Source organism: Paucibacter sp. DJ2R-2 (genome assembly GCF_025717675.1).
Taxonomy (GTDB): Bacteria; Pseudomonadota; Gammaproteobacteria; order Burkholderiales; family Burkholderiaceae_C; genus Paucibacter_A.
Genome location: NZ_JAJIRT010000012.1, coordinates 1 through 12,185 on the forward strand (window position 1 = coordinate 1; position 12,185 = coordinate 12,185).

11 protein-coding genes and 2 tRNA genes are annotated in these 12,185 nt (G+C 65.2%); 11 read left to right on the forward strand and 2 right to left on the reverse strand.

Going from position 1 to position 12,185, the window contains the following annotated elements; translation table 11 throughout:
• Positions 1-121: 121 nt before the first annotated feature.
• The 10 genes from cobA (at position 122) to LNV28_RS21650 (ending at position 9,696) form a co-directional block, all read left to right on the forward strand.
• Entirely contained in the window at positions 122-907 is a 786-nt protein-coding gene (gene cobA / locus LNV28_RS21605) for a uroporphyrinogen-III C-methyltransferase (protein WP_263520202.1), read from the forward strand.
• A gap of 88 nt (positions 908-995) precedes the next feature.
• Positions 996-1,319, forward strand: coding sequence for a ferredoxin FdxA (gene fdxA, locus LNV28_RS21610; protein ID WP_263520204.1), 324 nt, complete (start codon positions 996-998; stop codon positions 1,317-1,319).
• 52 nt (positions 1,320-1,371) lie between these two features.
• A complete protein-coding gene (locus LNV28_RS21615; RefSeq protein WP_263520205.1) occupies positions 1,372-2,499 on the forward strand; it encodes an NAD(P)/FAD-dependent oxidoreductase in 1,128 nt (375 codons plus the stop codon).
• 532 nt (positions 2,500-3,031) lie between these two features.
• Entirely contained in the window at positions 3,032-5,191 is a 2,160-nt protein-coding gene (locus LNV28_RS21620; RefSeq protein WP_263520206.1) for a TonB-dependent siderophore receptor, read from the forward strand.
• 36 nt (positions 5,192-5,227) lie between these two features.
• A tRNA-Asn gene (locus LNV28_RS21625) sits at positions 5,228-5,303 on the forward strand.
• Between the two features lie 71 nt (positions 5,304-5,374).
• Positions 5,375-5,450: transfer RNA gene (locus LNV28_RS21630), tRNA-Asn, on the forward strand.
• Between the two features lie 80 nt (positions 5,451-5,530).
• The gene (locus LNV28_RS21635) at positions 5,531-5,920 is read left to right on the forward strand and encodes a glutaredoxin family protein (RefSeq protein WP_263520208.1); all 390 of its coding nucleotides are present in this window, start codon (positions 5,531-5,533) and stop codon (positions 5,918-5,920) included.
• Between the two features lie 597 nt (positions 5,921-6,517).
• The gene (locus LNV28_RS21640) at positions 6,518-7,414 is read left to right on the forward strand and encodes a hypothetical protein (RefSeq protein ID WP_263520210.1); all 897 of its coding nucleotides are present in this window, start codon (positions 6,518-6,520) and stop codon (positions 7,412-7,414) included.
• A gap of 243 nt (positions 7,415-7,657) precedes the next feature.
• Positions 7,658-8,314, forward strand: coding sequence for a hypothetical protein (locus LNV28_RS21645; RefSeq protein WP_263569041.1), 657 nt, complete (start codon positions 7,658-7,660; stop codon positions 8,312-8,314).
• A 59-nt stretch (positions 8,315-8,373) separates the two neighbouring features.
• Positions 8,374-9,696, forward strand: coding sequence for a protein kinase (locus LNV28_RS21650; protein WP_263520213.1), 1,323 nt, complete (start codon positions 8,374-8,376; stop codon positions 9,694-9,696).
• A gap of 25 nt (positions 9,697-9,721) precedes the next feature.
• Here LNV28_RS21650 and LNV28_RS21655 read toward each other — a convergent pair whose 3' ends face one another.
• Together LNV28_RS21655 and LNV28_RS21660 are read right to left on the reverse strand one after the other, a co-directional pair.
• The gene (locus LNV28_RS21655; RefSeq protein ID WP_263520214.1) at positions 9,722-11,287 is read right to left on the reverse strand and encodes a PH domain-containing protein; all 1,566 of its coding nucleotides are present in this window, start codon (positions 11,285-11,287) and stop codon (positions 9,722-9,724) included.
• On the reverse strand, positions 11,280-11,789 hold the full coding sequence (locus tag LNV28_RS21660; RefSeq protein WP_263520216.1) for a PH domain-containing protein: 510 nt from the start codon (positions 11,787-11,789) through the stop codon (positions 11,280-11,282). Before LNV28_RS21660 ends, LNV28_RS21655 begins: the two co-directional genes overlap by 8 nt.
• A 200-nt stretch (positions 11,790-11,989) precedes the next feature.
• Between LNV28_RS21660 and LNV28_RS21665 the strand changes: the two genes are divergently transcribed.
• On the forward strand, positions 11,990-12,184 hold the full coding sequence (locus tag LNV28_RS21665) for a hypothetical protein (RefSeq protein WP_263520218.1): 195 nt from the start codon (positions 11,990-11,992) through the stop codon (positions 12,182-12,184).
• Position 12,185: the final 1 nt, after the last annotated feature.

Genomic DNA, 12,185 nt, shown 5'->3' on the forward strand with positions numbered 1-12,185 from the left:
TGGAGCCCTATGCCAGCAACCGCGTCGGCGGCAGCCTGATCGTCGTCGACCCCAGCAGCAACCGCACCAGCGGCGCCCTGCTGGTGCGCTGAACCCGCCACGGCCCGAAACGAGTCGCCCCATGAGCCCACAAACCGTCCTCTTCGTCAGTGCCGGCCCCGGCGCCGCTGACCTCATCACCGTGCGCGGCGCGCGCGCCCTGGCCGCCGCCGAGGTGGTGCTGTTCGACGCCCTGACCGACCCGGCCCTGCGCGAGCTGGCGCCCCACGCGGAATGGATCGATGTGGGCAAACGCGGCTTTTGCGACTCGACCAAACAGACGGCCATCAACGCCGCACTGGTCAAGCAAGCGCGAACCGGCCGCCGCATCGTGCGACTCAAGGGCGGCGATGCCAGCATCTTCGGCCGCCTCGAAGAAGAACTGATCGCCCTCCATGAAGCCGGCATTGCCAGCGAAGTCGTGCCCGGCGTGACCGCGGCCATCGCCGCCGCCGCGCATCTGCAGCGGCCGCTGACCCGCCGCGGCGCCGGCCGCAGCGTCAGCCTGACCACGGCCATGACCAAGGACGGCGATCTGCAGGCCGCCCGCAGCGCCGACACCGAGGTCTTCTACATGGCCGGCCGCCAGCTGGCCGCCCTAGGCCGCAAGCTGCTGGAAGCTGGATGGCCAGCCGACACACCAGTGGCCGCGGTCTCGCGCGCCGGCTGTGCCGATGCCTTGAGCAGCGACCACACGGTGGCCGAGCTGGCCGCCGCTTCGCTGCTGCACCGGGGCCGGCCGACCGTCGTCACCGTGGGCGCAGGGGCCCAAGCCCTGACCTCGGCGGGCCGCTTTGCGCCCACAAATTCCACCATCACGCCGGGTCTTGCGCCCCATCAAGGTCTGACCCGCAGCCTCATTGATTAAAATCCGCCTTTTGCCGCCGCTTTGCGCCACGCCCGAACAGGCCAGCCCCAGCAGCGACTCTGGCCCCAACTACACGAGCTGATCCACCATGACCCACGTCGTCCTCGAATCCTGCATCCGCTGCAAGTACACCGACTGCGTCGATGTGTGCCCCGTTGACTGCTTCCGCGAAGGCCAGAACTTCCTGACCATCGACCCCGATGAATGCATCGACTGCGCCGTCTGCATCCCCGAGTGCCCGGTCAACGCCATCGTGCCGGAAGAAGATGTGCCCGGAAACATGCAGCACATGATCAAGCTCAACGCCGACCTGGCCAAGAAGTGGCCCAGCATCACCAAGCGCAAGGGCGCCCTGCCCGACGCCGATGACTGGAAGGACCGCACGGACAAGTTGCCCGAGCTGATCCGCTGAACGACTTCGTAATAACTGCTGAAGCAGGGCCTGAACTGGGCCCGGCCAAGAAATGGAATCCCAAGTGAACGTAGAGACCACGACCGCGCCCGCCGACGAACTCCTGGCACCCGGCCCGGACACCATTGAGACCGATGCCGTCATCGTCGGCGCTGGCCCGGTGGGCCTGTTCCAGGTCTTCGAGCTGGGTCTGCTCGAGGTCAAGGCCCACATCATCGACTCCCTGGCCTACCCCGGTGGCCAGTGCATCGAGCTCTACCCGGACAAGCCGATCTACGACATCCCGGCCGTGCCCATCTGCACCGGCAAGGAGCTGACCGACAACCTGATGAAGCAGATCGAGCCCTTCGGCGCGACCTTCCATCTGGGCCAGGAAGTGACCACCGTGCTCAAGCAGGACGATGGCCGCTTCTTCGTCGCCACCAGCAAGGGCACCAGCTTCCTGACCAAGACCATCTTCATCGCCGGCGGCGTGGGCTCCTTCCAGCCCCGAACGCTCAAGGTCGACGGCATCGACAAGTACGAAGGCTCGCAGCTGCACTACCGTGTGCGCAACCCTGAGCAGTTTGCCGGCAAGAACCTGGTGATCATCGGCGGCGGCGACTCGGCACTGGACTGGGCGCTGAACTTCTGCGCCGGCAATGAGGACGGCGGCGCCCACAAGGCCGAGAGCGTCATCCTGCTGCACCGCCGCGACGGTTTCCGCGCCGCCCCGGCCAGCGTGGCCAAGATGCGCGAGCTCTGCGAAGCCTACGAGATGCAGTTCGAAGTTGGCCAGGTCAGCGACATCGTCGAAGCCGACGGCAAGCTGACCAACCTCAAGGTCACCGGCGGTGACGGCGTGACCCGCGTCGTGCCTTGCGACCAGGTGCTGGTGTTCTTCGGCCTGAGCCCAAAGCTGGGCCCGATCGCGGAGTGGGGCCTGGCCCTGGAGCGCAAGCAGATCGTTGTCGACACCGAGAAGTTCCAAACCAGCGTGCCCGGCATCTTCGCGGTCGGTGATGTGAACACCTATCCGGGCAAGAAGAAGCTGATCCTCTCGGGCTTCCATGAGTGCGCCCTGGCTGCCTTCGGCTCCATGCCCTACATCAACCCGGACAAGCGCGTGCATCTGCAGTACACGACGACCAGCCCCAAGCTCCATAAAGTTCTGGGCGTGGAATCTCCGGTCTTCGACTGAGAGCTTGGAAGTTTTCTACTGCGCGACTGCCATGCGTCGTTGGTCCGGTGCTCGGAATCCTCACGTACAGGAAGTACGTTCCGGTTCCTCTGCGCCGTCCGCTTCGGCCAGAGGCCTCGGCCTTCGCTAGGCTGATTCAGTCCTCAGGACTGGATCAGTCCGAGCTCAGCCTAGCCTGGCAGCCGCTCGCTACGAAAGCTCCCAAGCTAACGCTGCTCTATGCGCACAGCCGCCCGCAAGGCGGCTTTTTTCATGGCGGCTTACAATGCCGCCTCGCCCGGGCTTCATGGCCTCGGGCGAATTCGCTAGGGGTGCTGGCTCATTCATTGAGCTGGCTGAGAAAGTCCCTTTGAACCTGATAGGCAGCTTCGGCTGCCATGCCGATCTCCGGGTCGGCACGAGGTAATCCTCGCGCAGGGAAGCATTTGAGGCACAGCCCGCCGTTTCGCAGCCCGCGCTGCATGAACCCGTGGCGCCATCGTTTGCCGCCCTGCATCGTCTGTTGTTGTTCTCGCTTTCAATGCAGTTCCCGATGCCCACAATCCATTCGTCCCGCCCTGCTCTGGCCCTGCGCCCGAGCCTTGTTTCGTCCGCCCTCGCCCTGCTGCTCGGCAGCGGCCTGGCCCAGGCGCAGAGCTTACCCGCCGTCTCGGTCAGCGGCCGCACGGCCGAGATGCCTGCCCAGGTGGGCGGCTTCGGCGAGACCCCGGTGGCCAAGCTGCCGCTGCAGATCAGCCTGTTCAGCCCAGAACGCCTGCTGGACGCCGGCATCTCGGCCATCTCGGGCCTGACTGCCCTGGACGCCAGCCTCGGCGATGCCTACAACGCCGCCGGCTACATCTCCTATCTGAAGATCCGCGGCTACGACCTGGACAACCGCTTCAACTACCGCCGCGACGGCCTGCCCATCAACGGCGAAACCGTCTTGGACCTGGGCAACAAGGCCAGCGTTGAAGTGCTGAAAGGCAGCAGCGGCATCCAAGCCGGCACCAGCTCGCCCGGCGGCCTGGTGAACCTGGTGGTCAAGCGCCCGACCGCGCAAGCACAGACCATCCTCAGCGGCGGCTTCAGCGAGCGCGGCACGTTTGAGGCTGCCATCGACTGGAGCCAGCGCTTCGGCGGCAGCGGCGAATTCGGTCTGCGCATCAACGCGGCTGCAGCCGACCTGCACCCGCAGCTGCGGGATGCCAAGGGTGATCGCCAGCTCCTGGCCGTGGCCGGTGAATGGCGCGTGCAGCCCGGCACCCTCGTCGAGGCCGAGTTCGAACTGAACCGCCACAGCCAACCCAGCCAGCCGGGCATGAGCCTCTTGGGCAACAAGCTGCCCGATGCCAAGGCCTACGACCCGCGCACCAACCTGAACAACCAGAGCTGGACCCTGCCCGTCGAGTTTGACAACCAGCATGCCTCGCTGCGCCTGCAGCAGCGCCTCAATGCGGACTGGCAGGCCCAGGCCCATCTGGCCGTGCAACGCCTCAAGACCGATGACCGCCTGGCTTATGCCTACGGCTGCGACAAGGAAGGCAATTACGACCGCTACTGCAGCGACGGCAGCTACGATATGTACGACTTCCGCAGCGAGAACGAGCGCCGCAACAGCGAGGCCCTGGACCTGTCCCTGGCCGGCCGCTTCGACACCGGCCCGCTGCGCCACCAGCTGAGCGCCGGCCTGCTGATCAGCCACTACAAGAGCCGCGCCCAAGCCCAGGCCTACAACTGGGTCGGCGTCGGCCGTATCGACGGCAGCGCTGTCAACCCGGCCGACCCGAGCCTGACCGACCAGAACACCTTGCGCGACGAACGCAGCCGCGAGTTCTCGCTCCGCGACGCGGTGCGCTTGAGCGCCGAGCTGCAAGCCTGGGCCGGTCTGCGCCACACCCAGCTGAACCGAAGCAGTGTGCGCACCAATGGCTCACGCCCGACCGACTACAGCCAAAGCCTGAGCACCCCCTGGCTGGGCCTGAGCTATGCCATCAACCCGCAGCTGATGGCCTATGCAAGCTGGGGCGAAGGCGTGGAGAGCGAAGTCACGCCCAACCGCAAGCGCTACGGCGACGCCGCCGGCCGCGCCCTGCCCGCGCTGAAGAGCCGTCAGAGCGAGATCGGCCTCAAGGCCGGAGCCAAGTCGGTGGACTGGTCGATCAATGCCTTCCAGATCAGCCGACCGGTCTGGGACGATTTTGGTGATTGCAGCGACAGCCAGCCCGGCAGCTGCGTACGCCGCGCCGATGGCATCGCCCGCCACCAAGGCCTCGAAGCCCAGGCCGATCTGAAGTGGGCCGGCGGCGGCCTGCTGGCCAGCGCCATGAAGCTCAAGGCCCGCCGTGCCGACAGCAGCGTGGCCAGCGTCAATGGCCTCAAGCCCGTCAATGTGGCTGAGAACAATCTGCGCTTGCAAGCACGCCAGGATGTGCCCGCCCTCCCCGGCCTGCAGCTGAACGCCGGCCTGGTGTTTGAGGGCCCGCGCGCCGTGCTGCGCGACAACAGCCTCAGCATCCCGGGCTGGACCCGCTTCGACGCCGGCGCTCGCTTCGAGCAGAGCTGGGGCCGCCAGCTGCTGATTTGGCGTGTCGGCGTGGACAACCTCGCTAACAAGCGCGCCTGGAAAGAATCTCCCTTCCAGTTCGACCACGCCTACCTTTACCCCCTGGCGCCGAGAACTTTCCGAACAAGTTTGGAAATCCACTTGTAAAGCTCTAGAAATTCATCCTATAATGCGAGGCTCTGTTCCTCGATAGCTCAGTCGGTAGAGCGCCGGACTGTTAATCCGTAGGTCCCTGGTTCGAGCCCAGGTCGAGGAGCCAGAAATTCAGCGTTGCAGCGGTTCGGATTGCCTGCTGCAACACCAAAAAATTAGAAGTACCGAAAAGACAATTCCTCGATAGCTCAGTCGGTAGAGCGCCGGACTGTTAATCCGTAGGTCCCTGGTTCGAGCCCAGGTCGAGGAGCCACTTTGATAAACCCCCAGCGTCGCAAGATGTTGGGGGTTTTTTCTTGCCCGTTACACCTCTACCTGACGTCAAGCCGCCCCATGAAGATTTTGATTCGCCTGTTCTTCCGCACCCTGCGCATCGTGTTGGGCCCGCTCATGCTGCTGAAAGAGCGCCTCTCCCGCCCGGCCGCCATCAAGCGCAGCGCCGAGCGTCAGGCCAAAGTCGACCGCCAGTGCACTGAGCTGGCTCTGTATCAATTCAAGACCTGCCCGTTTTGCATCAAGGTGCGTCAGGAGGTCCACGCTCTGGCATTGCCGATCGCTCAATTGGACGCCCAACACGATGAAGGCAATCGCGCGGCTCTGATGCAAGGGTCGGGCGCGACCAAGGTGCCTTGCTTGAAGATCACCGAAGCCGATGGATCGGCGAAGTGGCTGAGCGAGTCCGGCGCCATCATTGCTTACTTGCGCGGACGGTTTACGGGCTAGAGCTCCCCTCTCAACCACGGTCAATGAGTCGAACAATGAGGCCCTGATGCGAAAGCGTTGGGGCCTTTTTTTGCGCCTTGACTCGAGCTGCGTGTGAGCCGCGCTTATTCGGTTTACCAAGCCAGGGTATCCGACTGACAGCGGCCGAAACATGGGGTCACACAGGATCATCACGAAGCGCAAGAAACGTAAAAGTTCGTATAAATGCGGAGTTATGTCAGCTGTATCGAAACATACTCATCGCTGGGTGTGTGCGCACAAGACTCAGCAGTTCGCGCCTGATGCGCCCGGCGATGCTTACATCGATCAGGCAACAGGTCGCGTGACGAAGCCGGTCGCCTGTTCAGCCGGGTCCTGAGTGCGAGGCTTCCGAGAGATGGATGCAGGCTGCCGCAGCACACATGCAGGCATGCAGATCTTTCGCGCTGCTTGCACATGGGTGGCTTGATCGATTCAAGCGTTCAGCCTCTCGCAGGGCCCCAGCGACCACTCGGGAACGCACAACCCGTGCTTGCGCAGAACGGCACAGCAGCGGCTGATGCATTCGCCAGCCAAGGAGCGCGCTTTCTTCAATACAAACAACTCAGGGAATTCGGCATGCGTCATCACCAGGAAACTTCAATTCGACTCAAGCTTCTCGCGCTGACCCTCGCTGCCCCGCTGGCCGCGTGCGGCGGCGGCTCAGGAGACAGCGGAGGCAAGGCCGGCGCCCCTCAGCCCACCCCAGCCCCGCCGCCGGTGTCGCTCGACCCCTTCCAGGGCACGGCCTATCTGAAGACCAGCCAGACCTCTCGCTACAAAGACAAAAGCTACGGCATGGAGCGCAGCAGCCAACAGCAGATCGTCGACGTCTGCAATTCAATCCGCCTCAGCTTCTATGCTTTGCCGGCCCAGCAGGTGGACGAAGCCGTGATGGCCGGGCTGGACACACAGATCACCGAGCGATTCTTTGACGCCCACAAAGCCGCCACCTACACCACAGGCTATAGCCTGAGCTTTCCAGACTTTGATCGCTGGGGTGATGAGCAAAAGCGGCTGAACGGTGCGCTGCCCCCGGTTCCGCCGAACTGCTCGCTCTACGCCAAGGTGGAGATCAAGCAAGGCTATCTCTGGCGTGACGGCGTGTACTACAGCCTCAACTACAAGGACAGCAAAGCCGTCGGCAACAGCAAGAGCAGCAGCCTGAACAAGCTCACGCTGGCCAGCGAAGAACAGGTGCAGGCCATGCCCAATGAGACCCATATGGGCGAGCGTTGTCACAAGCCGCAGATCCCGCTGAATGGCCTGGTCGCCGGGGACGCCTGCCTGTGGAACCGCTACCCCATGGTCAGCTACCTGAACTGGCCCTGGAGCTTGGCCGGCAACAGCACCTTGGGCAGCGGCGCCCATCAATTGGAGCGGCAGCAAACCACACTGGCCATCGAGCGAGGCAAGCCCATCGATGCCGCCAAACTCAGCCTACCACCCGGTTTCTCCGTCACCATGCTTCAGTAAGGCTCGGTCGCTGGGGCTGCCGTGTGGCGCTCTACTCTTGAGCAAGCGCATGCCGGTTTCCAGCCCGAAATCCAAGGCATGCGTCGCCTCGACTGCGCTCGTCTGAGGCCCAGGCCCAAGGCCAAAAAAGATGCAGGCGCAGGTCGCGATGGCACCGCCCGCTTAGCATTTGACTTGGCGACACTCTGCCGGGCTTACCGTACTGCTTGCTGCAACTCCAAGCGAGACAAAGGCATCCAGAAGATGCCCTCCATAACTGCCAAACTGATGGCCACATTGAGTCTGTCGCTGTTGGGCCCGGTGCCCGCGCATGCGGCGCCCGCCGAGCCTGACGAGGGTCTGAGCATCACCGCACCGCCTTGCCGTACACCCTCAGCGCCACCGCCGCGGCTACCTGTTCGGGTCGAGTACGACGGTGCTGAAGTGCTCAGGTACGACTTCAACGGCGACGGCTGGTGCGACTTCGCCTACGCCGTGCCCTACCCTTTCAACAGCAAGATGAACTCTTACGATCTGGACCAGCTCATGATGCTTGGCCGAGCAAAGGGTTGGTCCCCGGTGCTGCATGGCAAAAAACCACATCACCCCTCAATCATTGACATTCCCCACGAAACACTGCCTCTGTACCGAATCTCTCTCAGCAACATCCGATTGATCTACCCAGGAGCAGGAGGGGCCCCTTACGCGCTGGGGCTCTACGCGGGAGACGGGGAGTACCCGGACGGCAAGGTGGCAGTCTGGTTTGAAAGATCGAAATGCACAGAGCACGTCGTCGTGCACCGCTGGGACGCGGAGATAGGTGCCTTTCGACGCAGCGACGAAGCCACGCGCGACCGGGTGTTGGACTTCTATTACCAAGTGGTGGAGAAGCCCTGCCCAGGGCGACGGCCGATGCGGTGAGTGTGGTGCAGTCTCCGGTCCTGCAGAATCCCTCGCAGGGCAGACGCTATCCTGCCGCCATGACGCCTTCCTCGCTTGATCTTCTTCGCCGTGACGCCCTGCGAGGCCGCACGCAGCTGGACCTCAGACACAGCAACTTGCAGGCCCTGCCCGATGAAATCCTCCAGCTGGCCGACAGCCTGGAAGTGCTCGACGTCTCCAGCAATGCGCTGAGCCAGCTGCCCGACTGGCTCAGCGCATTGCCGCGCCTGCGCATCCTGTTCGCCTCCCAGAACCAGTTCAGCGAGTTGCCCGAAGTCCTGGGCCGCTGCCCGCAGCTGGAAATGGTGGGCTTCAAGAGCAACCGCATCGAGCGGTTCAACGGCGCGGCCCTGCCCGGGCGCTTGCGCTGGCTGATCCTGACCGACAACCGCATCGAGGCGCTGCCGCCCGAGATCGGCCGCTGCACGCGCTTGCAAAAGCTGGCCCTGGCAGGCAACCGCTTGCACGCGCTGCCGCCCGAGCTGCTGCAATGCCGGGCGCTGGAGCTGATCCGCGTCTCGGCCAATGAGCTGCAAGCCTTGCCCGAAGCACTGCTGCAGCTGCCACGCCTGAGCTGGTTGGCCTTCGGCGGCAACCCTTTCAATCGTGAGCTGGAGCAAGCCGCACTGGCGCACACGCCCCTGCCCACCCTGCCTTGGCCCCAGCTGCGCCTGGAGCAGCAGCTCGGCGAAGGCGCATCCGGCGTGATCTACCGTGCGCTACAGATCGATGCGGCTGAGCCGGTGGCCGTCAAACTGTTCAAGGGCGAGGTCACCAGCGACGGCCTGCCCGACAGCGAGATGGCCGCGGCCCTGCAGGCCGGTTCCCACCCCAACCTGATCCCCCTGCGCGCACGCCTGAGCGAGCACCCGACCCAAGCTCAAGGCCTGGTGCTCGATCTGATCAGCCCGGCCTTCCGCAGCCTGGCCGGGCCGCCCAGCCTGGCCAGCTGCAGCCGCGATGTCTACACCGAAGGCAGCCGCTTCAGCCTGAGCGCCCTGCTGCGCATCGCCCGCGGCATGGCCTCGGCCCTGTCCCAGCTGCAAGCGCGCGGCCTCTGTCATGGCGACTTCTACGCCCACAACATCCTGCACGACGGCCAGGGTCTGGCCTATCTCGGGGACTTTGGTGCGGCGTCCTTCTTGCCGCGCGGAGCCAGCGTGGCGCAGCGCGAAGCGGTAGCGCGCATCGAGGTGCGCGCCTTCGGCTGCCTGCTGGAGGAATTGCTGGCGCACTGCGACGAAGAAGGTGCACAGCCCGAAGCGCTGATCGCGCTGCGCGATGCCTGCCTGAATCCTCGGCCCGAGGCGCGACCGAGCTTCCAGGAACTCATCAGCCATCTGGCAAGCCTGCCAGACTGAGCTCAAGCAGCTTGGGCCTTGCCCTTCAAGGCCGAGCGCTCAGCCCGGCCCACAGCCGCTGCAGCAGCGCGCGGGCCTGCGCCGCGTCGAGACAAGGCATGTCCAGCGCGCGACGGGCGCGACTGCCGCCCTGGGTGTCAGCCTGCAAATGACACAGGCCTAGATACCGATCCAGGCCCGAGCTGTACAAGCGCAGGCTCTGGACCTTGGGCAGAGACAGGATGACCGTGCGCTGGGTAAAGACACCGCTGCGGTACAGCAGCACCGAGCCCGCTTCGGCGAAAGCGGCACGGGCCACCCAGGCCCGCGCATGCAGCACGCTCAGGCCCAGCACCAAGGCCTGTCCTGCCAGCAAACTGGGCCAGGGCAGCCACCAGCCCAGGACCGCATCGGCCAGCGCCAACAGCGCCATCACGGGCAAAAGCCAGCGCAGCAGGCCCAGCAAGCGGCGCTGCACGGCCGCGGGCGCCAGCGGCTGCCAGCTCAGCCGATCCCAATGCAGGCCGGGCAGACAAAGCTGCAGCAAGTCCTGGGCCTGCTGCGGTCGCGCCAAGGGTGCCAGCTCGCTGAAACGCCCCGCGCCCTCGACACTGCTGTGATGCTCGCCATCATTGTTGTCACCCGCCACGGTGACAGCCAAGCGCACACGGCCCATGCGGCGCTGCAGCCAGCTGCTGCTCAACTCCCAGCGCTGCAAACGCGGCAGGCGTGCGCCAGCACGGACATGGGTGCTCAGACCCCGCGAGGACAGCAGGCGCTCGCCCTGCAGTTCCAGGCGAAAGCCGTGGTAGCGCAAGAAAGCCAGCGCCACCGACAAACCGCGCGTCAAAACCATGAAGATCAGCGCCATCACCAGCACCAGCAAGCCCAAATGCAACCAGCGCTGGGTGTGCAGCTCGGCCTCCAGCGTGTGCGCGAGGCTGCGCGACAAGGGCCCCACGGTCGAAGCAAAGGCCTTGCGCAAACCCTCGCTCTGCATGACGCTGCCGAACAGCGCGGCTACCAGCACCATGCCATGGTTGGAGCTCAGGCCCAGCAACAGGATCTCGCGCGCCGGCAGGCTCAGCAGCAGGCGCGGCGCGCTCACCGGTGAGGCCGGCATGGCTGCGTCGCTGCCATCGGCAGGAAGCTCGGCCGCCACCGCCTGGCCGCGCAGCAAGGCCTCCAGCTCCGCAGCCGCCGCCAAGCTCAGCACCTTCATCACCGCCTCGGGCTTGCCGCCCGCGGCCGACTCCAAGCGCAGCTCGGTGACACCCAGCAGCCGATGCAGCAGGTGGCGGCGCTGGGTGATGTTGTGGATGCGGGCAAAGGGAATGTGGCGTTGCGTTCGGTCCAGCACGCCTTCGCGCAAGCGCAGCTCGCCGGCGCTGGCCTCGAAACGGTAGACGCGTGCCTGCAGCACCGACCAGAGCGCAGCCGCGCTCATGGGCAGTGCGGCCCAGAACACCCAATCCTGGTTTTTCTGGCCCAGCACCAGCACCGCCAGCAAGGGTGCAAGCAGATGGCGCAGCAAAGCGAGCACGCCGAACACCCAGGACAGCGGATGCAGGCGCCCGTTCAAGGCCGGCTCGGACCGGGCGGCTTCAGTCATGCTCGGCACGCTGGCGCGGCAGCAAGGTGTCCCGCAAGGCATGGGCCTGGGCCAGCGGCAGGCCATGGATGGAGGTGTGGTGGTCATGCGAGCCGGCCGTGTGCAGGCTCAGGCTGGCCATGCCCCAGAGCCGGTCCAGCGGGCCTTGCGAAACATCGAGATGCTGCAGACGCGCCATCGGCACCCAGATTTCGCTGCGCCACCAGACGCCGCGGCGCAGCACCACGCCTTCGCCGGCATGAAGCTCGGCCCCGTAGAGCACAAAGCGACGGTCGGCCAGCCAGAGACCGAACAGCAGGCCCAGCACAGGCAGGCTCCAGAGCAGCCAGCGCAGCCCGTCCAGATCCTGGGGCTGCTCTTGCACGATCAGCTCCGCAAGGACCGGAACGGTGAGTCCGGCCAAGCCCAAGCCCAGACCGGTGACCAAGCGCCAGCAGCCGCGCAGGGCGGGCAGCTTGCCCAAGGGGGTGATGGCGGCTGCGGCCGCTGCGGGTTCATTCATGCACTTGATCCTCCTGCGAGGCCGGATTGTGCATGGCGTCACCGAGCGCCGGGCTCGCGGTTTTCCCACCTGCAGCGACAAGGCCCGGTGTGCGACCCATGCATGCCGTGCTGCAGCCTGTCGCATGCCGTCACTGCGGCCAAGCCGGCCCCCCTAGACTGGCCGCCTGACTCCACTCCCAGCCCTCACGAGGCCAGGCCATGAAACTGCTGCTTTGGTTGATCTTGCTGATCCTGTGCTGGCCGCTGGCCTTGCTGGCGCTCATGCTCTGGCCTCTGGTCTGGCTGATCAGCCTGCCCTTCCGGCTGATCGGCATCAGCGTCGAGGCGGTGTTCGCGCTGCTGCGCGCCCTGCTCTTCTTGCCAGCGCGCCTGCTGGGCTACCGCGAGCGCTGAG

What these genes read in the sequence shown, in the direction of transcription:
- LNV28_RS21635 (WP_263520208.1), top strand. Translation starts at nt 5,531, where the DNA reads ATGAAGATTTTGATTCGCCTGTTCTTCCGCACCCTGCGCATCGTGTTG.
- LNV28_RS21645 (WP_263569041.1), top strand. Translation starts at nt 7,658, where the DNA reads ATGCCCTCCATAACTGCCAAACTGATGGCCACATTGAGTCTGTCGCTG.
- LNV28_RS21665 (WP_263520218.1), top strand. Translation starts at nt 11,990, where the DNA reads ATGAAACTGCTGCTTTGGTTGATCTTGCTGATCCTGTGCTGGCCGCTG.
- LNV28_RS21655 (WP_263520214.1), bottom strand. Translation starts at nt 11,287, where the DNA reads ATGACTGAAGCCGCCCGGTCCGAGCCGGCCTTGAACGGGCGCCTGCAT.
- fdxA (WP_263520204.1), top strand. Translation starts at nt 996, where the DNA reads ATGACCCACGTCGTCCTCGAATCCTGCATCCGCTGCAAGTACACCGAC.
- LNV28_RS21615 (WP_263520205.1), top strand. Translation starts at nt 1,372, where the DNA reads ATGGAATCCCAAGTGAACGTAGAGACCACGACCGCGCCCGCCGACGAA.
- LNV28_RS21660 (WP_263520216.1), bottom strand. Translation starts at nt 11,789, where the DNA reads ATGAATGAACCCGCAGCGGCCGCAGCCGCCATCACCCCCTTGGGCAAG.
- LNV28_RS21620 (WP_263520206.1), top strand. Translation starts at nt 3,032, where the DNA reads ATGCCCACAATCCATTCGTCCCGCCCTGCTCTGGCCCTGCGCCCGAGC.
- LNV28_RS21640 (WP_263520210.1), top strand. Translation starts at nt 6,518, where the DNA reads ATGCGTCATCACCAGGAAACTTCAATTCGACTCAAGCTTCTCGCGCTG.
- LNV28_RS21650 (WP_263520213.1), top strand. Translation starts at nt 8,374, where the DNA reads ATGACGCCTTCCTCGCTTGATCTTCTTCGCCGTGACGCCCTGCGAGGC.
- cobA (WP_263520202.1), top strand. Translation starts at nt 122, where the DNA reads ATGAGCCCACAAACCGTCCTCTTCGTCAGTGCCGGCCCCGGCGCCGCT.